Origin of the sequence: Streptomyces sp. NPDC057854, assembly GCF_042797055.1 — a bacterium.
In the GTDB taxonomy this organism is placed as follows: domain Bacteria; phylum Actinomycetota; class Actinomycetes; order Streptomycetales; family Streptomycetaceae; genus Streptomyces.
In genome coordinates, this window is sequence record NZ_JBHVMF010000021.1 from 111,983 (window position 1) to 136,660 (window position 24,678).

The window sequence follows — 24,678 nt, forward strand, 5'->3', positions numbered from 1 at the left end:
ACGGCGCACCCTCTCCGTCTCAAGGACGACGTGCCCCGGTACTACTCCCGGGCGGCCGGAGCGGGCGCCGACGCGGTGGAACCGCGGACCACCAGCTCCGGCATGAAGACGAACTCCGAGTGCGGGGCCGGGGTGCCGCCGACCTCCTCCAAAAGCGCGCGGACCGCGGCCTGCCCCATCGCCTGCACGGGCTGCCGGATGGTGGTGAGCGGCGGATCGGTGAAGGCTATGAGGGGCGAGTCGTCGAAGCCGACGACGGAGACGTCCCGGGGCACGTTCAGCCCCTGCTGCCGGGCGGCCCGGATCGCGCCGAGCGCCATCATGTCGGAGGCGCAGACCACCGCCGTGCAGCCCCGCGAGATCAGCGCCGAGGCCGCCGCCTGGCCGCCCTCCAGGGTGTAGAGGGAGTGCTGGATCAGCTCCTCGGACTCCTCCGGGGCGAGACCGAGCCGCTCCCGCATCCCCCTCTGGAAGCCCTCGATCTTGCGGAGCACCGGCACGAACCGCTTCGGTCCGACGGCGAGCCCGATCCGGGTGTGGCCGAGGGCGGCGAGGTGGGTGACGGCCAGCTGCATGGCGGCGCGGTCGTCGGGGGAGACGAAGGGCGCCTGCACCTTGGGCGAGAAGCCGTTGATGAGGACGAACGGGACGCCCTTGCCGCGCAGCTGGTCGTAGCGGCCGGTGTCGGCCGTGGTGTCGGCGTGCAGGCCGGAGACGAAGATGATGCCGGACACCCCGCGCTCCACCAGCATGTCGGTGAGCTCGTCCTCGGTGGACCCGCCGGGGGTCTGGGTGGCGAGCACCGGCGTGTAGCCCTGGCGGGTCAGGGCCTGCCCGATGACCTGCGCGAGCGCCGGGAAGATGGGGTTGTCCAGTTCGGGGGTGATCAGCCCGACCAGGCCGGCGCTGCGCTGGCGCAGCCGTACCGGGCGCTCGTAGCCGAGCACGTCGAGGGCGGCGAGGACGGATTCACGGGTGGCCGTGGCCACACCGGGCTTGCCGTTGAGCACGCGGCTGACTGTGGCTTCACTGACCCCCGCCTGGGCTGCGATGTCGGCGAGCCGCGCGGTCATGACAGTGGACTGTACCGGTCACCGCGCGTATTGCCCACCAGTGGGGCGGTGGTCGCCGGGCGGGTGACCTGCCGCAAGGCGACCGCAAGGCGGCCGCAAGGTCTTGCAGGTCTTGCGGTGGGGGCGGTGGGGCGAGGGAGGCGGAAGCAGTCGTTCCGTACGGGATCCGGTCGCGCGTACGGGGGGGAGATAGTGGACGAAGGGGTGGAAGGGGCCCCTCCGGGCCGCTGTCAAGCAGCTCGTCGGCAACCTTCGGGACACGCGGATGTAACGATCCCCGGTTCTTGCAGAAATCTCACGCAAGGTCTTTCGGCTCGTTTTCATCCCTGTTACGTTCCTGGCAACCCGGAGCGCCGCGAGGGAGCGGTCGCAATGAGGAAGGTGTCAGCCCCTCGTCCCCCCGGGATCACGTTGAAGGAGTTCACATGCGGCGTGGCATAGCGGCCACCGCGCTGGTCGCGGCCCTGGGCGTCACCCTGGCGGCGTGCGGCGGCAGCGACAGCGGTTCCAGCGGCTCGAAGAGCTCGGGCGAGCTCTCCGGCACCGTGACCTGGTGGGACACCTCCACGGTCGGCTCCGAGGACAAGGTCTTCAAGAAGCTCGCCGAGGACTTCACCAAGAAGCACCCCAAGGTCACGGTCAAGTACGTCAACGTGCCCTTCGGCGAGGCGCAGAACAAGTTCAAGAACGCCGCGCAGTCCGGCTCCGGCGCCCCCGACGTGATCCGCTCCGAGGTCGCCTGGACCCCCGAGTTCGCCGACCTCGGCTACCTCGCCCCGCTGGACGGCACCGCCGCCCTGAAGGACCAGGACGACTTCCTGGCGCAGGCCGCCGCCTCCACCAAGTACAACGGCAAGACCTACGCCGTCCCGCAGGTCATCGACTCCATGGGCATCTTCTACAACAAGAAGATCCTCAAGGACGCCGGCGTCGAGGTCCCCAAGACCATCGCCGAGCTGAAGACCGCCGCCGCCGCCATCAAGGAGAAGACCGGCAAGACCGGCCTGTACCTCCGCGGCGACGACCCGTACTGGTTCCTCTCCTTCCTGTACGGCGAGGGCGGCGACCTCGTCGACGCCGAGAACAAGAAGGTCACCTTCGACGACCCGGCCGGCGTCAAGGCGTTCAAGACGGTCAAGGACCTGGTCGACTCGAAGGCCGCGATCACCGACGCGACCAACGGCTGGGACAACATGCAGGCCGCCTTCAAGGACGGCAAGGTCGCCATGATGATCAACGGCCCGTGGGCCGTGGCCGACACCTACGCCGGCAAGGAGTTCGCCGACAAGACGAACCTCGGCATCGCCCCCGTCCCGGCGGGCTCCGCCGGCCAGGGCGCCCCGCAGGGCGGCCACAACCTCGCCGTCTACGCCGGCTCCAAGAACCTGGACGCCTCCTACGCCTTCGCCGAGTACATGACCTCGGCCGAGAGCCAGGCCAAGGTCGCCGAGGAGCTCAGCCTCCTCCCGACCCGCCAGTCCTCCTACCTCCAGAAGGAGGTCGCCGGCAACGAGATGATCGCGTTCTTCAAGCCGGTCGTCGAGAAGGCCGTCGAGCGCCCCTGGATCCCCGAGGGCGGCAGCCTCTTCGAGCCGGTCAAGGTCGAGTACACCAAGGTCCTCACCGGCCAGACCACGCCGGAGGCCGGCGCCAAGGCCGTCGGCGACGCCTACCGCAAGCTCCTGAAGGACTGGAAGTAAGAAGGAAGGCAGGCCGGCTGATGGCTGTGGACACCCCCAGCCAGTCGGTGGCGAAGGCCGCGGGCGACCACGTCGCCCGCGGCCGGAGCCGCGGAACTGGTTCCCCCCGACGGGCGGCGAAGCGCTCCCTCGCCACCCACTGGTACGCCTGGGCCATGGTCGCCCCGGTGGTGATCGTGATCGGCGTGATCATCGGCTATCCGCTGGTCCGCGGCATCTACCTGTCGTTCACCGACGCCAACGAGCGCAACGTCGCGCGGACCATCGGCGTCAACGAGATCCCGGCCACCTACGAGTTCGTCGGCCTGGACAACTACACCGACGCGATCACGGGCAGCCAGTTCCTCGCCACCCTCGGCTGGACGATCGTCTGGACCGTGTCCTGCGTGGCGCTGACCTTCGCACTCGGGCTGGCCCTCGCCAACATCCTCAACCGCAAGATCGCCGGCCGCTCCGTCTACCGGATGATGCTCATCCTGCCCTGGGCGGTCCCCGGCTTCGTCTCGGTCTTCGCCTGGCGCTTCCTCTACGACGAGCGCCGCGGCCTGCTCAACCAGATCCTCTCCGGCGTCGGCCTCGACGCCGTCCCGTGGCTCAACGACCCGCTGATGGCCAAGTTCGCCGTCATCGCCGTCAACGTCTGGCTCGGCGTCCCCTTCATGATGGTCGCCCTCCTCGGCGGCCTCCAGTCCATCCCCGGCGAGCTGTACGAGGCCGCCGAGATGGACGGCGCGAACGCCTGGCAGCGCTTCCGGAACATCACCATGCCCGGCCTGCGCTCCGTCTCCACCACGGTCCTGCTGCTCTCCACCATCTGGACCTTCAACATGTTCCCGGTGATCTTCCTGCTCACCCGGGGCGGACCCGGCGAGGCCACCCAGATCCTCGTCACCCAGGCGTACAAGTTCTCCTTCGAGATCAGCCCGCGCGACTTCGCCCAGTCGTCCACGTGGGGCGTCCTCATCCTGGTGCTCCTGATGATCTTCGCCGCGATCTACCAGCGCGTCCTCCGCAAGCAGGGAGAAGTCTGGTGACCACCACGACCCCCACGGCCCGCCGCGCCGCCCCCCAGGCCATGAACACCCCGGTCCGGGGCCGCCGTTCGCCGCTCGCCTCGGTGGCGCTGCACCTCACCCTGATCGTCGCCTCCGTCGTCGCCGTCTTCCCGGTGCTGTGGGTCCTGCTGACCTCGCTCAAGCCCGCGAAGTACGCGACCACCACGGACTTCTTCAAGGAGACGACGTTCGAGAACTACACGAACCTGCTGCGGGACACCCCGTTCCTCACCTGGTTCGGGAACTCGCTCCTCGTCGCCGGCCTCACCACGCTCATCGGCGTCTTCATCTCCGCCACCACCGGCTACGCGGTCAGCCGCTTCCGCTTCCCCGGCAAGCGCGGCCTGATGTGGACCCTGCTCGTCACCCAGATGTTCCCGGTCGCCGTCCTCATCGTGCCGATCTACAACATCATGGCGTCCCTCGGCCTGCTCAACCAGGCGGCCGGCCTGGTCATCACCTACCTGACCATCGCCGTCCCGTTCTGCGCCTGGATGATGAAGGGCTTCTTCGACGGCATCCCGCGCGAGATCGACGAGTCCGGGTACGTCGACGGCCTGACCCCCTTCGGCACCTTCTGGCGGCTGATCCTGCCGCTCGCCAAGCCGGGCATCGCCGTCACCGCCTTCTACTCCTTCATCACCGCCTGGGGCGAGGTCGCCTACGCCTCCGCCTTCATGGTCGGCGACGAGAACCTGACCCTCGCCGGCGGCCTGCAGAAGTTCGTCAACCAGTACGGGGCCCAGTGGGGCCCGATGACGGCGGCCTCCGTCCTCATCGCCATCCCCGCCGCCCTGGTGTTCCTCTTCGCCCAGCGCCACCTCGTCACCGGCATGTCCGCCGGCGCGGTGAAGGGCTGACGGCCCTGAGCGCCGAACCCGTACGCCCCTCCTTACCTCCCAGGGAAGACATGACCCAGCACCTCGCCGCCCGCGCCGCCGCCCCGACCACCGGCACCGACACGGGCTGGTGGAGAGAAGCGGTGATCTACCAGGTCTACCCGCGCAGCTTCGCCGACGGCAACGGCGACGGCATGGGCGACCTGGTGGGCATCCGCAGCCGGCTGCCGTACCTCAAGGAGCTCGGCGTCGACGCCGTGTGGCTCTCCCCGTTCTACGCCTCCCCGCAGGCCGACGCCGGGTACGACGTCGCCGACTACCGGGCCATCGACCCCATGTTCGGCACCCTGCTCGACGCCGACGCGCTGATCCGCGAGGCCCACGACCTGGGCCTGCGCATCATCGTGGACCTCGTCCCCAACCACTCCTCCGACCAGCACGAGTGGTTCCAGCGCGCCCTGCGGGAGGGCCCCGGCTCCCCGCTCCGCGACCGCTACCACTTCCGCCCCGGCAAGGGCGCCAACGGCGAACTGCCGCCCAACGACTGGGAGTCCATCTTCGGCGGCCCCGCCTGGACCCGGGTCGCCGACGGCGAGTGGTACCTGCACCTCTTCGCGCCCGAGCAGCCCGACTTCAACTGGGAACACCCCGCCGTCCGCGACGAGTTCCGCTCCATCCTGCGCTTCTGGCTCGACATGGGCGTCGACGGCTTCCGCGTCGACGTCGCCCACGGCCTGGTCAAGGCCGCCGGCCTGCCCGACATCGGCGCCCACGACCAGCTGAAGCTGCTCGGCAACGACGTCATGCCCTTCTTCGACCAGGACGGCGTCCACGAGATCTACCGCTCCTGGCGCCAGATCCTCGCCGAGTACGACGGGGAGCGGATCCTCGTCGCCGAGGCGTGGACCCCGACCGTCGAGCGCACCGCGAACTACGTGCGCCCCGACGAGATGCACCAGGCGTTCAACTTCCAGTACCTGGGCACCCACTGGGACGCGGCCGAGCTGCGCACCGTCATCGACGCCTCGCTGGAGGCGATGCGCCCGGTCGGCGCCCCCACCACCTGGGTGCTCTCCAACCACGACGTCACCCGGCACGCCACCCGCTTCGCCAACCCGGCGGGCCTCGGCACCCAGCTGCGCACCCCCGGCGACCGCGAGCTCGGCCTGCGCCGGGCCCGCGCCGCGACCCTGCTGATGCTGGCGCTGCCCGGTTCCGCGTACGTGTACCAGGGCGAGGAGCTGGGCCTCCCGGACGTCACCGACCTGCCCGACGAGGTCCGCCAGGACCCGTCCTTCTTCCGCGCCACCGGCCAGGACGGCTTCCGCGACGGCTGCCGGGTGCCGATCCCGTGGACCGTCGAGGGCTCCTCGTACGGCTTCGGCGACGGCGGCTCCTGGCTGCCGCAGCCCGCGACCTGGGGCGCCCTGAGCGTCGAGGCGCAGGCCGGCGACCCCGGCTCCACCCTGGAGCTGTACCGCAGCGCGCTCGCCGTCCGCCGCGAGCGCCCCGAACTCGGTGCGGGCGACGCCGTCGAGTGGCTGGAGGCACCCGAGGGTGTGCTCTCCTTCCGCCGCGGCGGCTTCGTCTGCACCGCCAACACCACCGGCCGGGCCATCTCCGTCCCGCTGCCCGGCCGGTATCTCCTCTCCAACGAGGACGTCAGGATCGTGGACGACGCCGCAGAGGTGCCGGCCGACACCACCGTCTGGTGGGCGGTGTGACGATCCCCCCGCCGCGGGGCACCGGCAACGGCGCCCCGCGGCTCGCGGACATCGCGGCCCAGTCCGGCGTCAGCGAGGCCACCGTCAGTCGCGTCCTCAACGGCAAGGCGGGGGTGGCCGGCGCGACCCGGCACAAGGTGCTCGCGGCGCTCGACGTGCTCGGCTACGAACGGCCGGTACGGCTCCGGCGCCGCAGCGCCGGACTGGTCGGGCTCGTCGTGCCCGAACTGACCAACCCGATCTTCCCGGCCTTCGCCCAGGTCGTCGAACAGGTGCTGGCCGGGCACGGCTACACGCCGGTGCTCTGCACCCAGATGCCCGGCGGCGCCACCGAGGACGAGCTGGTCGACCAGCTCGTGGAGCGCGGGGTGGCCGGCATCGTCTTCCTGTCCGGGCTGCACGCGGACGCCTCCGCCGACCCGGCCCGGTACGCCCGGCTGACCGAGCGGGGCGTGCCGTACGTCCTCATCAACGGCTACCACGAGCGGATCGACGCCACCTTCGTCTCCCCGGACGACCGGGCCGCCGCCCGGATGGCCGTGCGGCACCTGGCCGAGCTCGGGCACGAACGGATCGGCCTCGCCACCGGACCCACCCGGTACGTGCCCTCGCGCCGCAAGGCGGAGGGCTTCGCCGCCGAGCTGTACGAGATGCTGGGCGTCGAGCGGGCGGACGCCGAACGCTTCGTGCGGCCCACCCTGTTCGGCGTCGAGGGCGGGCACGCCGCCGCCGAGATCCTGCTGGACGAGGGGTGCACCGGCATCGTCTGCGGCTCCGACCTGATGGCGCTCGGCGTCGTCCGGGCGGCCCGCGCCCGCGGCCTCGACGTGCCCCGGGACGTGTCCGTCGTCGGCTTCGACGACTCCCCGCTGATCGCCTTCACCGACCCGCCACTGACCACCGTGCGCCAGCCCGTGCAGGCGATGGCGACGGCGGCCGTCGGCGCGCTCCTGGAGGAGATCGAGGGCAGCCCGGTGCAGCGCACCGAGTTCGTCTTCCAGCCGGAGCTGGTCGTGCGCGGGTCCACCGCGCAGCCGCCGTCCGCGGAGCCGCAACTCCTTGCGTAATCCCTTGCGGAGGGCGTGCCGGAACTCTTGACCGCACGCCTGTACGCCCCTACGGTCGCGGCTGAAAGCAGTTGCTGAGAATTTCGGCAACTTCTTGCGAACAGCTCTCACACGACAGGGACGTCGTACAGGAGGAAGCATGGCAAGAAGGACCGTGGCCGCTGCACTCGCCCTCGTGGCGGGAGCCGCTGCGGCCGTCACGGTGAACGCCCCGGCGCAGGCCGCGCCGCCGGGGACCAAGGACGTCACCGCCGTGATGTTCGAGTGGAACTTCGCCTCGGTGGCCCGCGAGTGCACCGACCGCCTCGGCCCCGCCGGCTACGGCTACGTGCAGGTCTCCCCGCCCCAGGAGCACATCCAGGGCGCCCCGTGGTGGACCTCGTACCAGCCCGTCAGCTACAAGATCGGCGGCCGGCTCGGGGACCGCACCGCCTTCAAGAACATGGTGGACACCTGCCACGCCGCCGGCGTCAAGGTGGTCGCCGACTCCGTCATCAACCACATGGCGAACAGCTCCGGCACGGGAACCGCCGGGACCGCGTTCTCCAAGTACGACTACCCCGGCCTCTACTCCGGCGCCGACATGGACGACTGCCGCGCCACCATCTCGAACTACCAGGACCGGGGCAACGTCCAGAACTGCGAACTCGTCGGCCTGCCCGACCTCGACACCGGCGAGGAGTACGTCCGCGGGAAGATAGCCGGCTACCTCAACGACCTCCTGTCGCTCGGCGTCGACGGCTTCCGCATCGACGCCGCCAAGCACATGCCGGCCGCCGACCTCGCCGCCATCAAGGCCAAGCTGACGAACCCGAACGCCTACTGGAAGCTGGAGGCCATCCACGGCGCCGGCGAGGCCGTCTCCCCGAGCGAGTACCTCGGCAGCGGCGACGTCCAGGAGTTCCGCTACGCCCGCGACCTCAAGCGGGTCCTCCAGAACGAGAAGCTCGCCTACCTGAAGAACTTCGGCGAGTCCTGGGGCTACATGCCGTCGGGCCAGTCCGGCGTCTTCGTCGACAACCACGACACCGAGCGCCAGGGCGACACCCTGACCTACAAGGACGGCGCGAACTACACCCTCGCCTCCGTCTTCATGCTCGCCTGGCCCTACGGCTCCCCGGACGTCCACTCCGGCTACGAGTGGACCGACAAGGACGCGGGACCGCCCAACGGCGGCCGGGTGAACGCCTGTTACACGGACGGCTGGAAGTGCCAGCACGCCTGGCGCGAGATCTCCTCCATGGTCGCCTTCCGCAACACCGCCCGCGGCGAGGCCGTCTCGAACTGGTGGGACAACGGCAACAACGCGATCGCGTTCGGCCGCGGCTCCAAGGCGTACGTGGCGATCAACCACGAGTCCTCCGCCCTCACCCGCACCTTCCAGACCTCCCTCCCGGCCGGCACCTACTGCGACGTGCAGTCGGACAACCCGGTCACGGTCAACGCCTCCGGACAGTTCACCGCCACCCTCGGCGCGAACACCGCCCTCGCCCTCCACACCGGGGCCAAGAACTGCGGCTCCGGCACCACCCCGCCGCCCGCCACCACCACCGGCGCCTCCTTCCACGTCACCGCCACCACGGTGCCGGGCCAGAACATCCACGTCGTCGGCGACCGCCCCGAGCTCGGCAACTGGGCCCCCGCCGCCGCCCCCAAGCTCGACCCGGCCGCCTACCCCGTGTGGAAGCTGGCCGTGAACCTGCCCGCCGGCACCACCTTCGCGTACAAGTACGTCCGCAAGGACGCCGCCGGCAACGTCACCTGGGAGTCCGGCGCCAACCGCACCGCGACCGTCCCCGCCTCCGGCCAGATCGTCCTGAACGACACCTTCCGCAGCTGAGCCTCCCCCCTCCGCAGGGCCGCCCCGACCGGGGCGGCCCCCTCTTCCCGTACCGTCAGGGAGCCCCCGTGATCCGCAAGAGAACGGCGGTCGCACTCGCCGCCGCCCTGGTCGCCGCCCTCGCGCCGGCCCTGCCCGCGACCGCCGCGCCCCGCCCGCCCGCCCCGCCGTCCGACCGGGCGCTCGCCGCCGAACCGGCCCGCCAGGACCTCACCCGCGAGCAGTTCTACTTCGTGCTCCCGGACCGCTTCGCCAACGGCGACACCGCCAACGACAAGGGCGGCCTCACCGGCAGCCGCACCGCCACCGGCTTCGACCCCACCGACAAGGGCTTCTACCAGGGCGGCGACCTCAAGGGCCTCACCCAGCGCCTCGACTACATCAAGGGCCTCGGCACCACCGCCATCTGGATGGCGCCGATCTTCAAGAACCGGCCCGTGCAGGGCGAGGGCAAGGACGCCTCGGCCGGCTACCACGGCTACTGGATCACCGACTTCACCCAGGTCGACCCGCACTTCGGCACCAACGACGACCTGAAGAAGCTGATCGCCGCCGCCCACGCCAAGGGCATGAAGGTCTTCTTCGACGTCATCACCAACCACACCGCCGACACCGTCGACTACGCCGAGAAGAAGTACGGCTACCGCCCCAAGGGCGCCTACCCGTACCTCGACAAGGACGGCCGCCCCTTCGACGACCGCACCGCGATCGGGAAGGTCGACGCCGACTCCTTCCCGTACACCCCCGTCGAGCGCGCCGGCGACAAGGTCCCTGCCTGGCTCAACGACCCCACGATGTACCACAACCGCGGCGACTCCACCTGGCAGGGCGAGTCCGCCGAGTACGGCGACTTCGTCGGCCTCGACGACCTGTGGACCGAACGCCCCGAGGTCGTCGAGGGCATGAAGCGGATCTACGAGACGTGGGTCCGCGACTTCGACATCGACGGCTTCCGCATCGACACCGTCAAACACGTCGACCTGGACTTCTGGACCCAGTGGGCCACCGCCCTCGACGCGTACGCCAAGAAGAGGGGCCGCGAGGACTTCTTCATGTTCGGCGAGGTCTACTCCGCCGACACCGCCGTCACCAGCCCCTACGTCACCCGCGGCCGGCTCGACGCCACCCTCGACTTCCCCTTCCAGGACGCCGCCCGCGCCTTCGCCTCCCAGGGCGCCGGCGCCGACCGCCTCGCCCGGGTCTTCGGCGACGACTACCGCTACACCACCGACAAGGCCAACGCCTACGAGCAGGTCACCTTCCTCGGCAACCACGACATGGGCCGCTTCGGCACCTTCCTCAAGCAGGACAACCCGCACGCCTCCGACGCCGAACTCCTCCGCCGCGCCACCCTCGCCAACGAGCTGATGTTCCTCTCCCGCGGCAACCCGGTCGTCTACTCCGGCGACGAGCAGGGCTTCACCGGCGCCGGCGGCGACAAGGACGCCCGCCAGACCCTCTTCGCCTCCCGGGTCGCCGACTACCTCGACGACGACCAGCTCGGCACCGACCGCACCCACGCCACCGACGCGTACGACACCGCGCACCCCGTCTACCGGTCGATCGCCGCCCTGTCCCGCCTCACCAAGGCGCACCCCGCCCTCCGCGACGGCGTCCAGCGCACCCGCCTCACCGAGGGCTCCGTCTACGCCGCCACCCGCACCGACGCGCGGCAGCGCGTCGAGTACCTGGTCGCCGCCAACAGCGCCACCGAGCCGAAGACCGTCGACGTCCCCGTCGACTCGGCCGCCTTCCGCACCCTGTACGGGGGTCAGGGCGCCGTCACGGCCAAGGACGGCAAGGTCACCGTCACCGTCCCCGCCCTCTCCACCCTGGTCCTCAAGGCCGACGCGCCGCTCCCGGCCGTCACCGCGAAGCCGTCCGTCACCCTCACCGCCCCGGCCGCCGGCGCCACCGGCACCGTCGAACTCACCGCCGGCGTCACCGGCGACGCCCTCAGCCGCGTCGTCTTCGCCGCCCAGGTCGGCAACGGACGCTGGCAGACCCTCGGCACCGCCGACCACGCCCCGTACAAGGTCACCCAGCACGTCACCGCGCCCGCCGGCACCCCGATCCGCTACAAGGCGGTCGTCGTCGACACCGCCGGACGCACCGCGAGCGCCACCGCCGCCACCACCGCCGGCGCGCCCCCGGCGCCCGAGAAGCCGGTCGCCGTCGAGCGCCCGTACGCGATCGTCCACTACCGGCGCGAGGACGGGAACTACGACGGCTGGACCCTCAAAGCCGCCGGCCAGGAAGCCGCCTTCACCGGCCGCGACGCCCACGGCGCCTTCGCCTGGGTGAAGGTCCCCGAGGGTGCCTCCTCGCTCGCGTACACCGTCGAGAAGGCCGGCGCCGCCGACGGCCCGCAGCGCACCATCGCCCTCGGCCGCACCGCCGAGGTCTGGATCACCCAGGGCCAGGACGGCCAGTCCGACACCAACCCGGCGCCCACCGCCCCGGACAAGACCAAGGCCGTCATCCACTACCAGCGCCCGGACGGGAACTACGACGGCTGGGGCCTCCACCTGTGGACCGGCGCCGCCCAGCCCACCGACTGGTCCAAGCCCCTGCTGCCCACCCGCGTCGACGCCTACGGCGCCGTCTACGAGGTGCCGCTCGCCGAGGGCGCCACCTCGCTCTCGTACATCCTCCACAAGGGCGACGAGAAGGACCTGCCCACCGACCAGTCCCTCGACCTCGCCGGCACCGGCCACGAGGTCTGGCTCCTCGCCGGACAGCCCAAGCACCTGCTGCCGGCCTCCGGCGGCGCGCCCGCCCTCGACCTCGGCAAGGCCGAGGCCCAGTGGATCGACCGGAACACCGTCGTCTGGAAGGTGAAGGCGAACGACTCCACCAGCCAGCAGCTCGTCTACGCCCCCGAAGGCGGCATCACCGTCACCGACGGCACCCTCAGCAGCGAGGGGCAGTGGCTCCGGCTGAACGCGGGCAGCCTCACCGACGCGCAGAAGGCGAAGTTCCCGCACCTCAAGGACTATCCGGCCTTCACCGTCGACGCGCGCGACGCCGACCGGGTCCGCGCCTCCCTGCGCGGCCAGCTCGTCGCCACCCAGCGCGCCGCCAACGGCGCCCTGCTCGCCGCCACCGGCGTCCAGACCGCCGGCGTCCTCGACGACCTGTACGCCGCGAAGGCCGTCAAGGCCGACCTCGGCCCGGTCTTCCGCCACGGCCGCCCCACCCTCTCCCTGTGGGCGCCGACCGCGCGGACCGTCGCCCTGGAGATCGACGGCCGGACCGTGCCCATGCGCCGCGACGACGCCTCCGGCGTCTGGCGGGCCACCGGCCCGAAGAGCTGGAACGGCAAGCCCTACCGGTACGTCGTCACCGTCTGGGCGCCCAGCGTCGGCAAGCTCGTCGAGAACCGCGTCACCGACCCGTACGCGACCGCCCTCACCGCCGACTCCGCCCGCAGCCTCGTCGTCGACCTCACCGACCCGAAGCTCGCCCCCGCCGGCTGGAAGACCCTGAAGAAGCCGGCCGCCGTGCCGCTGCGCGACGCCCAGATCCAGGAACTCCACGTCCGCGACTTCTCGATCGCCGACCCCACCGCGAAGGCGGACCACAGGGGCACCTACCTCGCCTTCACCGACCGGAACAGCAAGGGCTCGAAGCACCTCAAGGCCCTCGCCGACTCCGGCACCAACTACGTCCACCTCCTCCCGGCCTTCGACATCGGCACCATCCCCGAGAAGAAGTCCGACCAGCGGGAACCCGCCTGCGACCTCAAGGTCTACGCCCCCGACTCCGAGGAGCAGCAGGCGTGCGTGGCCGAGGCCGCCGCGAAGGACGCCTACAACTGGGGCTACGACCCGCTGCACTACACCGTCCCCGAGGGCTCCTACTCCACCGACCCGGACGGCACCCGCCGCACCGTCGAGTTCCGGCAGATGGTCCAGGCCCTCAACGGGCAGGGCCTGCGCACCGTCATGGACGTCGTCTACAACCACACCGTCGCCGCCGGACAGTCCGACAAGTCCGTCCTCGACAAGATCGTCCCCGGCTACTACCAGCGCCTCCAGGCCGACGGCTCCGTCGCCACCTCCACCTGCTGCGCCAACACCGCGCCCGAGAACGCCATGATGGGCAAGCTCGTCGTCGACTCGGTCGTCACCTGGGCCAAGCAGTACAAGGTCGACGGCTTCCGCTTCGACCTCATGGGCCACCACCCGAAGGAGAACATGCTGGCCGTCCGGGCCGCCCTGGACGCGCTCACCGTCGAGAAGGACGGCGTCGACGGCAAGGCGATCGTCCTCTACGGCGAGGGCTGGAACTTCGGCGAGATCGCCGACGACGCCCGCTTCGTCCAGGCCACCCAGAAGAACATGGCCGGCACCGGGATCGCGACCTTCTCCGACCGGGCCCGCGACGCCGTCCGCGGCGGCGGCCCCTTCGACGAGGACCCCGGCGTCCAGGGCTTCGCCTCCGGCCTCTACACCGACCCCAACGCGTCGGCCGCCAACGGCACCCCCGAGCAGCAGAAGGCCCGCCTCCTGCACTACCAGGACCTCATCAAGGTCGGCCTCACCGGCAACCTCGCCGGCTACACCTTCACCGACACCTCCGGCCGCACCGTCAAGGGCTCCGAGGTCGACTACAACGGCTCCCCGGCCGGCTACGCCGCCGCCCCCGGCGACGCCCTCGCCTACGCCGACGCCCACGACAACGAGACCCTGTACGACGCCCTCGCCTTCAAGCTGCCCGCCGGCACGTCCCCGGCGGACCGGGCCCGCATGCAGGTCCTCGCCATGGCGACCGCCACCCTCTCGCAGGGCCCGGCGCTCTCCCAGGCCGGCTCCGACCTGCTCCGCTCCAAGTCCCTCGACCGCAACTCGTACGACAGCGGCGACTGGTACAACTCCATCCAGTGGGACTGCCGCGACGGCAACGGCTTCGGCCGCGGCCTGCCCCCCGCCGCCGACAACAAGGCCAAGTGGGGCTTCGGCAAGCCGCTCCTCACCAACCCGAACCTGACGGTCGGCTGCGCCGAGATCGACGGCACCGCCGCCGCCTACCGGGACCTCCAGAGGATCCGCACCACCGAACCGGTCTTCTCGCTCGCCACGACCGGCCAGGTGCAGGAGAGGCTCTCCTTCCCGCTCTCCGGCACGGACGAGACCCCGGGCGTGATCACCATGCGCCTCGGCGACCTCGTGGTCGTCTTCAACGCGACCCCGCAGGGCCGGACGCAGAAGGTCGCCGAGCTGGCCGGGAAGGGCTACGCCCTCCACCCCGTCCAGGCGAACGGCTCCGACGCCACCGTCAAGTCCGCCTCCTACGAGACCGGTTCGGGCACCTTCACCGTCCCGGCCCGCACGGTCGCGGTCTTCAAGGCCACCGGCTGACGGACCTCCCCGGGACCCGGGCCCCGGCCGCCCCTTGTGCGGCCGGGGCCCGCTCCGTGAAGCTGTGGCCCGACATCCCGCACCACCAGGAGAGACCGTCATGCCGCAGATCACCGTCGACTACTCCGCGCCGCTGGACCGGCGCGGTCTCGCGCTCGCCCTGCACGCGCTCGTCGCGGAGGTCACCGGCGCCCCGGTCACCGCCTGTGCGACCCGGTTCCGGGAGGTCGAGGAGACCGTCACCGGCGACGGCTCCGTCGACCGGGCCGTGGTGCACGCCCACATCGCCCTGCCCTGGGGACAGTACGACGAGACCAAGAGCCGCCTCACCAAGGCCGCGCTGCCGCTGCTCTCCCGGCACCTCAAGACGAGCGACCGGGTGCGCCTCTCGGTCGAGGTCCGGGACCTCGACGCGTCCTACCGCACGGGCTGAGCCGGCACGGCGGGGACCGTGGCAGGGACCGGCGCCAGCTCCAGCAGCCGGCCCACCAGTTGCGCGAACGGCCCGTCCGCCGGCTCCTCCGCCAGGATCGCCGCCAGCACCGTCGCCGCCTGCTCGTCGTGGACCGCGCTCACCGCCGTCAGCGCCGCGAAGTCGTGCACCAGCTTCTGCTCCAGCTCCGCGCGCGGCACCCGCCGCCCGTCCAGCCACAGCAGCGCCGTCGACTCCGCGAGCGACACCCAGGACCGCACGACCAGTTCCAGCCGCGGCGACGGCTCCGCCACCCCGAGGTGGGCCACGATCTGCTCGTACGCCGCCTGCCGCACCTCGTCGATCATCGCGTTGGTCGTCGACGACCCCACCGCGGGGCCGCCCCGCATCAGCGCCGCGAAACCCGGCCCGTGGTCGTCGACGAAGTCGAAGAACCGGCCCATCACCCGCAGCAGCCGGGCCCCCAGCGGCCCCTGCGGCGGCTCCAGGAACCGCGCCGCGAGCTCGTCGGCGGCGCGCCGCAGCGCCGCCTCGTACAGGCTCTGCTTGCCGGGGAAGTAGTGGTAGACCAGCGGCCGGGAGATGCCCGCGGCGGCGGCGATCTCGTCGATGGACACCTCGTCGGGGGAGCGGCGGCTGAAGAGTTCGAGGGCCACCCCGATCAGCTGCTGCTTGCGCTCCTCGACGCCCATCCTGCGCCGCACACCGGTCGTCATACGAACAGCCTATCGGGGTCCGTTACGCTCCTCGTTCATGAGCGCTTCCGACCAGTCCACCCCGGCCGCCGAGAGCCCCGCGACCGAGGAGCCCGCCGAGAAGGCCGCGGAGAAGCCCGCCGGGAAGGCCGCCGAACCCGACGAGGTCGTGGCGGAGGACGAGACGGAGGAAGAGGCCGGGGAGGAACCCGAGGGCGAGGCCGGGGAGGAGACCGGGGAAGAGACCGAAGAAGAGGCCGGGGAACCGGAGCCCGGCGACGGCATGACCCCCCGGCAGGCGAGGCGACTGCGCGTGGCCGCCGCCTCGGTCCTGCTCGTGGTCATGGGCGTGGTGCTGGTGGTCCGGCTGGCGAGCCGCACCTCCGTGCTCGTCGTCGGCGTGTACGGCCTCGCGATGATCCTCTGCGGCATCGTCATCGAGCTGGCCCGCAACGGCCGCACCCGCCTCGCCACCTGGCTCCTGGTGGGCGGTCTCGCCGCCGCCCTCGCCTTCGACTGGCTGATCCTGCCGTAGCGGCTACAGGTCCAGGACGAGCTTCTTCCCGGCACAGCGCGAGACGCAGATCAGCATCGAGTCCGCCCGCTCCGCGTCGGTGAGGAGTTCGTCGCGGTGGTCGACCTCGCCGTCGAGGACCGTCTGCCGGCAGGTGCCGCAGAAGCCCTGCGTGCAGGAGTACATGACGGCCGGCACCGCCTCCCGCACGGCCGCCAGCACCGACTGGCCGGCCGCGACGGCCACCGTCCGTCCCGTGCGCCGGAGTTCCACCTCGAAGGGGGTGCCGCCGGCGGGGGCGGCCCCCGAGAAGCGCTCCAGGCGCGGGGTCCGGCCCTCCGGCAGCGCGGCGGTGACGGCGTCCATCAGCCCGTCGGGCCCGCAGCAGTAGACCTGCGTCTCGGCCGGCGTCTGTGCGAGGAACGCCAGGTCCGGGTACCCGTCCTCGTCCTCCGCGACCACCGTCACGCGGTCCCCGCCGAGCCGGACGAGCTCCGCCAGGTACGGCATCGACGCGCGGCTCCGGCCGCAGTAGACCAGCCGCCAGTCCGCGCCCGCCGCCTCGGCGGCCCGCACCATCGGCAGGACCGGGGTGATCCCGATGCCGCCGGCGACGAAGACGTACGCGGGGGAGGGGACCAGCGGGAAGCGGTTCCGGGGGCCGCGGATCTCGACCTCGACGCCCTCGTGGAGCTGCTCGTGCACCTCGCGGGAGCCGCCCCGGCCGCCCTGCTCCTCGGGGATGAGCCGGGCCGCGATCCGGTACACGTCCGGCTGCGCCGGGTCGCCGCAGAGCGAGTACTGGCGGACCTGTCCCGACGGCAGGACGAGGTCGAGGTGGGCGCCGGGCTCCCAGGACGGCAACCGCTCGCCCTCCAGCCGCAGTTCGACCACGCCCTCGGCCGGGACGGCCCGGCCGGTGACGAGCACCCGGCGCGGGACGGTGGCCCCGCGCCCGTACCCGGAGACCGGCGTCTCCAGGGACGGCATCGGCCAGAGCGGGGCGCGGGTCATCCGGGCGCGGACCGCGCGGCGGACCAGGAGCGCGGCGCCGGCGGCCAGCGCGACGGTGGTGAACCGGGGCATCAGCGGCCTCCGTTGGCGCCGGGGGAGGATGCCAGGTAGGCCACGGCCTGCGCGGTGTCGCCCTCCTGGGAGGGGTGGTAGGAGCGGCTGAGGTAGCGCGGTATCGAGCGCAGCATCGCCGGGGTGGACGGCAGCACGCCCTCACGGCCCTTGCGGTAGAAGTCGGCCCAGGACGCCTTGGGGTCGAGCAGGGTGGGGTCGTTCTCCAGGAAGAAGCGGACGCCGCGCTGCCAGAGGAAGACCAGCGCGGAGAAGGCGAGCCCCCAGGTGCGGACGCGCCGCCGGTAGCCGCCGTCCAGGTGCATGAAGAGCTCGAAGGCGACCGCCCGGTGCTCGACCTCCTCGGCGCCGTGCCAGCGCAGCAGGTCCATCATCATCGGGTCGGCGCCCCGCCGGTCCAGCTCCCCGGCGTTGAGTACCCAGTCGCCGAGGAAGGCGGTGTAGTGCTCGATCGCGGCGATCAGCGCGACCCGCTCCATGAGCCACCAGCGGCGGGCCCGGCCCGGCGGCAGCGTCCGGTCGCCGAGCAGCTTCTCGAAGAACCAGTCGACCTGTGCGGTGTACGGGGTCGGGTCCAGCCCCTGCCGGCGCAGGTGCGGCAGCACGTCGTCGTGCGCCTGCGAGTGCACGGCCTCCTGCCCGATGAACCCGATGACGTCCGCGCGCAGCCGGTCGTCGGTGATGTACGGCAGCGCCTGCTGGTAGACGCGCACGAACCACCGCTCGCCGGCCGGGAGCAGCAGGTGCAGCACGTTGATCGTGTGCGTGGTGAAGGGGTCGCCGGGAACCCAGTGGAGCGGTGTCTCCTGCCAGTCGAAGGCGACCTTGCGCGCCTTGAGCTCGACGTGTTCCGACGCCACCGGTGCAGGCTGCGTATTAGACATGCCGTCAATGTACTGAGGAGTAAGCAACCGGAACAGAGCCGTGCACGGCCTTTTTCGCCCACCCCTTCCGTCACCGCGAGGGACCGGCGGCGACGTGGGACGCGGGTCAGCGGAGGGCCGGCATGCGGCGGCCGTCGGTGAGGGTGGCGGAGAGTTCCGCGCGGGCGCCCGCCCGCGCCTCGGCGGCGAGCACCGGGGCGTCCGCGCGGGCGGTGACCCCGCCCTTCACCTCGACCGAGGCCACGTCGGGGCCGCCCGCCGCGAGCACGTACCAGCCGCCGCCCGGCGCCTGCCACAGCGCCCCGGCCAGCACCCTCGGCTCGCGCGCCCCGCACGCGGGGGAGTCCTGCGCGCGGGCGGCGAGCGCGGCCGGCGCCTCGCGGCCCGGCGGCAGGAACTGCGCGAGGACCCGGCTGCCGGTGCCCCGCCAGGTCTCCGCCCGGGTGCACACCCAGGCCGCCCGGCCCGCGCCCTCCGGCAGCGTCTGACGGGCGAACCGCCACGCCTGCACCGACCGCACGCCCTGCCCGGCGACCGTCGTCAGCTGGCACGCCGTCCGCGCCCAGGCCGCCCGCGCCTCGCGCCCGGTCGCGTCGGCGGGTGCGTCGGGCGCGCCCCACAGCAGCCGCGCCGGCAGCAGCTCGCCGAGGTCGCTGAGCAGTCGGCCGCCGCTGTCGTCGGCCAGCTCCAGGGTGTTCCACCGCGCGCACTCCTTCGCGAGCGCCGGGCTCGGCACGGCGTCGGTCACCCCGCGCCCGTCCCGGCCGAGCCGCCACGGCTCCTTGCCGGGCATCAGCAGGTCCCGCACGGACGCGCCGGTCACCCAGGGGGCGGTCAGGTAGCGCACGTTCCCGGCCGCCCGGGTCACCACCACGGCGGCGGCGCCGGGCCCCTCCGCCGCGTCGGCCCGCGCGAAGTCGAGCGCGGCGCCCGCGCTGCCCTCCACCGGCTCGGCGTACCGCACGATCCGCAGCCCGTCGTGGAACAGCACCACCCGTGCCGCGTCCACCCGCCCCGCGAACAGCAGCTGCGGCGGTCCCATCGGCGGCCCCACCGGAGTGCCCGGCGTCGCCGACGACTCCACCGCCCCGCCGGGACGGGCCCACACGGCGAGCGCCCGCCGCAACAGCGCCGCGTCCCCGGCGAGTTCGCCGCGCGCCGGCCACACGGAGAAGTCCCGGCGCACGGCCCCGGGCCAGACGGCGGGGGAGACCCGCTTCACCTTCGCCGGGTCGAGCGCGGCCTCGGCGGCGGGGTTACGGGCGTAACTGGGCGCAGCAGCACCGTTTCTGCCCCAGCCGTCGCCGGGCAGCCCGAGCAGCGCCCCGCACACCAGCAGCGCGGCGAGCCCGACGAGCGCGGCCCGTCCGTGCTGCCGCCGCCGCAGCAGGTCCCCGGGCCGCGCCTGGAGCGTGCACGGGTCGAACTCCGCCGACTCCAGCAGCGAGGCCCCGCTGAGCCGCGGCCCGGCGGGCCCCCCGCCCCGCCCGCCCGCGCCGCCGCCCGCCGCCGCGCCCGGTCCCGTACCCGGTCCCGTACCCGAGTCCGGACCGCCGTCCGCGCCGGCCCCGGCCCCCGCCCCCCGGCTCCGCCCCGGACCCGCCTGCTCACCGACCCGCTCCGGCCGCTCGGTCCGCTCTGGCCGCCCGGACGGCTCGCCGCCCGGCGTCGCGGCGCCCGCCGCGGGCCCGCCGGCGTCAGGGTCCTCCGCCGACTCCCCCTCCAGCGCCGCCAGTTCCGCCAGCGCCGCCTCCGGGTCCTCCGCCCCCGCCGCCGCGAGGACCCGCAGGACCTCGGCGTCCCCCTGCCGCTCCAGGCCGCGCAGCACGTACGCCGCGCGGGCGGGCGCGGAGAGCCGGGCGAGCAGCTGGTCCAGGGCCAGTTCGTCGGCCCCGCCCGCCCGGGGGAACAGCCGCAGCCCCCACACCTGCGGCAGCAGCGGCGGCAGCTGGGCGCGGCGCGGCAGGGCCAGGCGCCGCAGCGGCAGCCCGGCCACCAGCGCCTGCCGCAGCACCTCGCCGCGCACATACGCGTACCCGGGATCCACCGCGTCCTCCGGCCGCCGCGCCCCGGGCACGGCGGGCCCCGGCACCCGCCGCCGCGGCAGGGCGCGCTGGACGAGCGCGTGCGCGGTCAGCACCCGCCGGTTGCGCCCCAGCGTCGGCGGCAGGACCAGATAGGCGATGCGTACGAGGCGCGGATAGCGCTCGACGAGGGCGGCCTCGGCCTGCTCGACGTCGACGGGCCCCACGGGCGACGGGACGAGATCCTGGGTGCTCACGTTCAGCAGAACGAGCGATTCTTCCGATGGTCACCCCGGGGCGGGGCGCCCGGAGCCGCGCGGCGGCGCCCGCTACGCCGCGACCACCGTCAGCCGCTCCCGGAGCAGGGCGGTGAGCTCGTCGGGAACGCCCAGGCCGTCGCGTACGTACGCCTCCAGCGAGCCGTGGCGGGCCGCCACCTCCTCCAGCGCCGCGTCCAGGTACTCCGGCCTGACCCCGACCAGCGCCAGGACCAGATCGGGGTCGCCGCCCTGGGTGACGAAGCCCTCGATCATCGGCGCGAACGCCTGCCGCACCGCCGGGTTGACCGCCAGGTACTCCTCCCGGACGGTCGCCTCGTCCGCGCCGAGCAGCCCGAGCACCACCGTCGCCGCCCAGCCGGTGCGGTCCTTGCCGGCCGTGCAGTGGAAGAGCAGCGGCCCCGCGCCGGGCGTGGCCAGCTCGGTGAGCAGGGTCCGGTAGGAGGCGCGGGCCGAGTCGCTGGTCACGAAGGCGCGGTAGGTGCCCTGCATCGCGTCGCGGATCCGCCCGCCGCCGAGGTGCCGCTCGGCGAGCGCCGGGTCGCCGAGCAGCGTCTTGAGCCGGGCCGCCGGCGGCAGTCCGCTCGCCGCGAGCTGGTCGGCGAGCACGTCGGCGACGACCGCCCGCGCGCCGTCCGGCAGCCGGTCGGGCCGGTCGGCCCGCTCGGCGGCGGTCCGCAGGTCGACGACGGTACGGATCTTGAGCGCGCTCACCGGCTCCTCGTCGGGCTCCAGCCGGTCGAGCTGGGCGGACCGCAGGACGAGCCCGGACCGTACGGAGCGCCCGCCGCCCAGCGGGAGACCGCCGAGGTCCCGCAGGTTGGCGACGGAGGTGGCGGGTATCGCGGCCATGCGGTCGGGCTCCTCCCGTCGGGCGGCTGTCGTCCCCCCGGCGCCGGTCTCTGTCCTCCCGACCGTAAGCGCCCCGCCCCGCCCCGGCACCCCGAACCGCACCGCACAGCCCGCAGCCGCAACCACCTCCGCGCACGACCTCCCGCGCCGTGCCCACACCGAGAGGCGGTCCGCGCCCGCGACAAGAGGGGCTCCGTACCCCCGCCGAGAGGCGTCCCGCCCCCGGGAAAGTAGTCCGTTCCGTACCACCGGCAGGCGGTCTGTGCCGTCCGGCGCACGGGTGACAGCATGGCCCCGATGACGCATCCCCGGTCGCCGCTGCGCGCCTTGAGAGCCGCCCTGTTCGCGGTCGTCTGCGTCGTCCTGGCCGCGGTGGGGCATTCGTCCATGTCTGCGCACTCCCTCGGCCCGCTCACCCTTCTCACCGCCCTGGCCGCGACCGCCGCCGTCGCGTGGTGCGCGGCCGGCCGCCGCCGCGGCCCCGCCGCCTGCGCGGGCGGCACCCTCGCCGCCCAGGGCGCCCTCCACGTCGCCTTCTCCCTCACCGGCGCCCACGCCCCGGCCGCCGGCGCCGCCCCGCACGCCGCGCACCCGGCGCATGCCGCCCACCGGTCCGCCGCCCCCGACGGCCTCGCCGCCGTCCTGGACGGAGGCCCCGGCATGCTCGCCGCGCACCTGCTGGCCGCGCTGGTCTGCGGGCTGTGGCTGGCCCGCGGCGAGGCCGCGTTCTTCGCGCTCGCGGAGGCCGCGCTCACCCCGCTGAGGCACCTCCTCGCCGTCCCGCTCGGGCCCGTGCCCGTCCCCGCCGACCCGCGCCGTCCGGTCCGGCGCCCGCGCCGCGGCGCCCGGCGCCCGCACGTCGTCGTCCTCGCGCACGTCCTCTCCCGGCGCGGCCCGCCCCGGCCGTCCGTCCCCCGCGCCACGGTCCTCGGTCCGCTCGTCTGACGCCGGGGGCCGCTTCCCCCTGCCCGACGGCAGACCCCTCACGAGACTCCGAGGACAGTCATGACCATCGACGATCCCGCACGCCCCGAGACGCCCGCGGCACCCCCAGCAGCCCCGGCGGCCTCCTCCGCAACACCCGCCTCACCCGCGCCCGGCCGCCCGGGTGCCTGGAGCGCCCTGCGTCCGCTCCTCCTCCGGCTCCACTTCACCGCCGGACTCCTCGTCGCCCCCTTCCTGCTCGTCGCCGCGCTCAGCGGACTCCTGTACGCGCTCTCCTTCCAGGCCGAGAAGGTCGTGTACGCGCACGAGCTGGAGGTCCCCGTCGGCGACACCGTCCTGCCGCTGGACCGCCAGGTCGGCATCGCCCGCAAGGTGAACCCGGACGGCACCGTCACCGCCGTCTGGCCCGCCGCCGAACCGGGCGCGACCACCCGCGTCCTGATGGCCGACCCGGAGGCGCCCGAGGGCACCTCGCTGGCCGTCTTCGTCGACCCGTACACCGGCGACGTGCGCGGACAGCTGCCCAGCTACGGCAGCACCGGCGCCCTGCCGCTGCGCACCTGGATCGACGGCCTCCACCGCGACCTGCACCTCGGCGAACCCGGCCGGGTCTACAGCGAACTGGCCGCCAGCTGGCTGTGGGTGCTGGTCCTCGGCGGTCTGGTCCTCTGGTTCGCCCGGCGCCGCACGAAGCGGCGGGCGCTGCTGCTGCCCGAGGGCGGCCCGAAGTCCCGCCGCCGCACCCTCTCCTGGCACGGCTCGGTCGGCCTGTGGGCGGCGCTCGGCCTGCTGCTGCTCTCGGCGACGGGCCTGACCTGGTCGCGGTACGCGGGTGAGAACATCGGCGCCCTCCAGGACCGGCTGGGCGGCGCGACCCCGACCCTCTCGGCGGGCGCCGCCCCCGGCGCGGGCTCCGAGCACGCGGGCCACGGACCCGGCCACGGGACGGGCAGCGGCGAGCCTTCCGCGACCGCCGACATCGGCTACGACCGGGCGGTCGCGGCGGCCCGCGCCGCCGGCCTCGACAGCGCCTCGATAGCCGTGGCGCCGCCCGCCGACGGCAGCGGCTACGTCGTGAAGGAGACCGACAAGCAGTTCCCGGTGGAGCTGGACGCGGTCGCCCTGGACCCGGCCGACGGCACCGTCCTCGACCGGCTCCGCTTCGCCGACTATCCGGTCCTCGCCCAGCTGACCCGGATCGGCATCGACGCCCACACCGGTGTCTTCCTGGGCCTGTTCAACCAGCTGGTGCTCGCCGCGCTCGCCCTCGCGCTGGCGCTGATGATCCTCTGGGGCTACCGCATGTGGTGGCTGCGCCGCCCGCGCCGTCCGGTGGGCCGGGGCGCCTGGCGGCGGGTGCCGGTGACGCTGCTGCTGCCGCTCGCGGCGGCGACCGCCGTCGTCGGCTGGTTCGTCCCGCTGCTCGGCGTCAGCCTGCTGGTGCTGCTGGCCGCGGAGCTCGTCCTCACCCTGGCGGGCAGGGCGAGGACGAAGCACCCGGACCGGGCGGCCTAGGGCAGGTACTTGTAGCCGACCCGCCGCACGGTCTGGATCGTGCGGCGGTGCTCGGCGCCCAGCTTGCGCCGCAGCCGGGCCACGTGCACGTCGACCGTGCGCCCGTCGCCCACGTGCCCGTACCCCCACACCGTCTGCACCAGCTGGTCGCGGGTGTGCACCCGGTGCGGGTGGGCGACGAGGTGGGCGAGCAGTTCGAACTCCAGGTACGTCAGGTCGAGCGCCCGCCCGTCGACGGTGGCGACCCGCCGGTCGGCGTCGATGGTGACGGGCCCCTCGGGCACCGCCCCGGGTTCGGGCTCCGGCTGCGCGTCCGCCGGCAGCAGCACCAGATAGCCGACCATCGGCGGACGGCCCGGCAGTGCGGGCAGGGCGTTCGGGGGCGCCGGCAGCAGCGTGGCGCCCGGCGGCAGGAAGTCGGCGACCCGGGCCAGCCCGGCGACCTCGTCGGGGGCGACGGCGCGCAGCCGGGGACGGGGAGCGGCGAGCGGGGTGGCGGCAGCCTGGGTGTGGGCCATGGGAGTCTCAGCTCTCTCGCGAAGAAACGGACGGACAGGCGTCGTACGTCACCGCGCGTCGGCCGAAGGCCGGGACCGGACACGTCTCCGGTCGGGGCTTTAGAGGGCCGGCGCGTTCCTCACGCGCCGACAGCACCGGTCGAAGTCGTGGTGCTGCCGGGAAGGCCAGAACGGTTCGAGGTCGTACCGACCCCGTGCGCTGTCGTTCTGGATGCTGGCCATATCCCTATTAAACCAGCAGGGAACCGTGCGGGGCACCCGCCCGTCGGCCGG

The 24,678-nt window shown here is 73.3% G+C and carries 18 protein-coding genes; 11 read left to right on the forward strand and 7 right to left on the reverse strand.

The window, feature by feature from the left end; all coding sequences use genetic code 11:
* Positions 1-41: 41 nt before the first annotated feature.
* Positions 42-1,073 carry a LacI family DNA-binding transcriptional regulator gene (locus tag ACFVQZ_RS27340; RefSeq protein WP_030497272.1) on the reverse strand — a complete coding sequence of 344 codons (1,032 nt, stop codon included), beginning with the start codon at positions 1,071-1,073 and terminating at the stop codon, positions 42-44.
* 425 nt (positions 1,074-1,498) lie between these two features.
* Between ACFVQZ_RS27340 and ACFVQZ_RS27345 the strand changes: the two genes are divergently transcribed.
* The 8 genes from ACFVQZ_RS27345 (at position 1,499) to ACFVQZ_RS27380 (ending at position 15,094) form a co-directional block, all read left to right on the forward strand.
* Entirely contained in the window at positions 1,499-2,773 is a 1,275-nt protein-coding gene (locus ACFVQZ_RS27345) for an extracellular solute-binding protein (RefSeq protein WP_030497271.1), read from the forward strand.
* A gap of 20 nt (positions 2,774-2,793) precedes the next feature.
* Positions 2,794-3,807 carry a carbohydrate ABC transporter permease gene (locus ACFVQZ_RS27350; RefSeq protein WP_030497270.1) on the forward strand — a complete coding sequence of 338 codons (1,014 nt, stop codon included), beginning with the start codon at positions 2,794-2,796 and terminating at the stop codon, positions 3,805-3,807.
* A complete protein-coding gene (locus ACFVQZ_RS27355) occupies positions 3,804-4,688 on the forward strand; it encodes a carbohydrate ABC transporter permease (protein ID WP_321193348.1) in 885 nt (294 codons plus the stop codon). Before ACFVQZ_RS27350 ends, ACFVQZ_RS27355 begins: the two co-directional genes overlap by 4 nt.
* Before the next feature lie 50 nt (positions 4,689-4,738).
* Complete coding sequence (locus tag ACFVQZ_RS27360; protein WP_030497268.1) at positions 4,739-6,391, forward strand: glycoside hydrolase family 13 protein; 1,653 nt, start codon at positions 4,739-4,741, stop codon at positions 6,389-6,391.
* Positions 6,379-7,458, forward strand: a complete 1,080-nt coding sequence (locus ACFVQZ_RS27365) for a LacI family DNA-binding transcriptional regulator (protein WP_030497267.1) — start codon at positions 6,379-6,381, stop codon at positions 7,456-7,458. Before ACFVQZ_RS27360 ends, ACFVQZ_RS27365 begins: the two co-directional genes overlap by 13 nt.
* A 139-nt stretch (positions 7,459-7,597) precedes the next feature.
* Positions 7,598-9,298: a carbohydrate-binding module family 20 domain-containing protein gene (locus ACFVQZ_RS27370; RefSeq protein WP_030497266.1), complete on the forward strand. Its 1,701-nt coding sequence runs from the start codon at positions 7,598-7,600 to the stop codon at positions 9,296-9,298.
* 68 nt (positions 9,299-9,366) lie between these two features.
* Positions 9,367-14,661 carry a pullulanase-type alpha-1,6-glucosidase gene (gene pulA / locus ACFVQZ_RS27375; RefSeq protein ID WP_383626956.1) on the forward strand — a complete coding sequence of 1,765 codons (5,295 nt, stop codon included), beginning with the start codon at positions 9,367-9,369 and terminating at the stop codon, positions 14,659-14,661.
* A gap of 100 nt (positions 14,662-14,761) precedes the next feature.
* On the forward strand, positions 14,762-15,094 hold the full coding sequence (locus ACFVQZ_RS27380) for an isomerase (protein ID WP_030497264.1): 333 nt from the start codon (positions 14,762-14,764) through the stop codon (positions 15,092-15,094).
* Here the strand turns inward: ACFVQZ_RS27380 and ACFVQZ_RS27385 are convergent.
* A complete protein-coding gene (locus ACFVQZ_RS27385; RefSeq protein ID WP_030497263.1) occupies positions 15,079-15,810 on the reverse strand; it encodes a TetR/AcrR family transcriptional regulator in 732 nt (243 codons plus the stop codon). The two genes, ACFVQZ_RS27380 and ACFVQZ_RS27385, sit on opposite strands and share 16 nt — an antisense overlap.
* A 37-nt stretch (positions 15,811-15,847) precedes the next feature.
* On the opposite strand from ACFVQZ_RS27385, the gene ACFVQZ_RS27390 reads away from it, so the two are divergent.
* A complete protein-coding gene (locus tag ACFVQZ_RS27390) occupies positions 15,848-16,324 on the forward strand; it encodes a hypothetical protein (RefSeq protein ID WP_030497262.1) in 477 nt (158 codons plus the stop codon).
* Between the two features lie 3 nt (positions 16,325-16,327).
* On the opposite strand, the gene ACFVQZ_RS27395 is transcribed toward ACFVQZ_RS27390, so the two are convergent.
* From ACFVQZ_RS27395 to ACFVQZ_RS27410, 4 genes are all read right to left on the reverse strand, one after another.
* Positions 16,328-17,389: a PDR/VanB family oxidoreductase gene (locus ACFVQZ_RS27395; protein ID WP_030497261.1), complete on the reverse strand. Its 1,062-nt coding sequence runs from the start codon at positions 17,387-17,389 to the stop codon at positions 16,328-16,330.
* On the reverse strand, positions 17,389-18,273 hold the full coding sequence (locus ACFVQZ_RS27400; RefSeq protein ID WP_383626961.1) for a metal-dependent hydrolase: 885 nt from the start codon (positions 18,271-18,273) through the stop codon (positions 17,389-17,391). Before ACFVQZ_RS27400 ends, ACFVQZ_RS27395 begins: the two co-directional genes overlap by 1 nt.
* 106 nt (positions 18,274-18,379) lie before the next feature.
* Positions 18,380-20,554, reverse strand: a complete 2,175-nt coding sequence (locus ACFVQZ_RS27405) for a hypothetical protein (RefSeq protein WP_383626964.1) — start codon at positions 20,552-20,554, stop codon at positions 18,380-18,382.
* 72 nt (positions 20,555-20,626) lie between these two features.
* Positions 20,627-21,427 carry a tyrosine-protein phosphatase gene (locus ACFVQZ_RS27410; protein WP_030496757.1) on the reverse strand — a complete coding sequence of 267 codons (801 nt, stop codon included), beginning with the start codon at positions 21,425-21,427 and terminating at the stop codon, positions 20,627-20,629.
* A 297-nt stretch (positions 21,428-21,724) separates the two neighbouring features.
* Between ACFVQZ_RS27410 and ACFVQZ_RS27415 the strand changes: the two genes are divergently transcribed.
* Together ACFVQZ_RS27415 and ACFVQZ_RS27420 are read left to right on the forward strand one after the other, a co-directional pair.
* Complete coding sequence (locus ACFVQZ_RS27415; RefSeq protein WP_383626968.1) at positions 21,725-22,372, forward strand: hypothetical protein; 648 nt, start codon at positions 21,725-21,727, stop codon at positions 22,370-22,372.
* A 60-nt stretch (positions 22,373-22,432) separates the two neighbouring features.
* Entirely contained in the window at positions 22,433-23,887 is a 1,455-nt protein-coding gene (locus tag ACFVQZ_RS27420) for a PepSY-associated TM helix domain-containing protein (RefSeq protein ID WP_030496759.1), read from the forward strand.
* Here ACFVQZ_RS27420 and ACFVQZ_RS27425 read toward each other — a convergent pair.
* Positions 23,884-24,405, reverse strand: coding sequence for a winged helix-turn-helix transcriptional regulator (locus ACFVQZ_RS27425; protein ID WP_030496760.1), 522 nt, complete (start codon positions 24,403-24,405; stop codon positions 23,884-23,886). The two genes, ACFVQZ_RS27420 and ACFVQZ_RS27425, sit on opposite strands and share 4 nt — an antisense overlap.
* Positions 24,406-24,678: the final 273 nt, after the last annotated feature.